Origin of the sequence: Janthinobacterium sp. BJB301 (assembly GCF_002735685.1) — a bacterium.
Taxonomy (GTDB): Bacteria; Pseudomonadota; Gammaproteobacteria; order Burkholderiales; family Burkholderiaceae_D; genus Janthinobacterium; species Janthinobacterium lividum.
The window spans coordinates 1-1,019 of record NZ_PDZJ01000015.1 but is presented as its reverse complement, the minus strand read 5'-3'; the positions used below and the strand labels follow the sequence as shown (position 1 = coordinate 1,019).

At 51.9% G+C, this 1,019-nt stretch carries 1 rRNA gene; it reads left to right on the top strand.

The features are described from left to right. Positions 1-18 precede the first annotated feature (18 nt). Positions 19-1,019: ribosomal RNA gene (locus CSQ91_RS28350) — 16S ribosomal RNA — on the top strand; the annotation flags it as partial.

Below are 1,019 nucleotides of genomic sequence, written 5' to 3'. Positions count from 1 at the left end.
GGCAAAGTAACAGAGATTAAACTGAAGAGTTTGATCCTGGCTCAGATTGAACGCTGGCGGCATGCCTTACACATGCAAGTCGAACGGCAGCACGGAGCTTGCTCTGGTGGCGAGTGGCGAACGGGTGAGTAATATATCGGAACGTACCCTAGAGTGGGGGATAACGTAGCGAAAGTTACGCTAATACCGCATACGATCTAAGGATGAAAGTGGGGGATCGCAAGACCTCATGCTCGTGGAGCGGCCGATATCTGATTAGCTAGTTGGTAGGGTAAAAGCCTACCAAGGCATCGATCAGTAGCTGGTCTGAGAGGACGACCAGCCACACTGGAACTGAGACACGGTCCAGACTCCTACGGGAGGCAGCAGTGGGGAATTTTGGACAATGGGCGAAAGCCTGATCCAGCAATGCCGCGTGAGTGAAGAAGGCCTTCGGGTTGTAAAGCTCTTTTGTCAGGGAAGAAACGGTGAGAGCTAATATCTCTTGCTAATGACGGTACCTGAAGAATAAGCACCGGCTAACTACGTGCCAGCAGCCGCGGTAATACGTAGGGTGCAAGCGTTAATCGGAATTACTGGGCGTAAAGCGTGCGCAGGCGGTTTTGTAAGTCTGATGTGAAATCCCCGGGCTCAACCTGGGAATTGCATTGGAGACTGCAAGGCTAGAATCTGGCAGAGGGGGGTAGAATTCCACGTGTAGCAGTGAAATGCGTAGATATGTGGAGGAACACCGATGGCGAAGGCAGCCCCCTGGGTCAAGATTGACGCTCATGCACGAAAGCGTGGGGAGCAAACAGGATTAGATACCCTGGTAGTCCACGCCCTAAACGATGTCTACTAGTTGTCGGGTCTTAATTGACTTGGTAACGCAGCTAACGCGTGAAGTAGACCGCCTGGGGAGTACGGTCGCAAGATTAAAACTCAAAGGAATTGACGGGGACCCGCACAAGCGGTGGATGATGTGGATTAATTCGATGCAACGCGAAAAACCTTACCTACCCTTGACATGGCTGGAATCC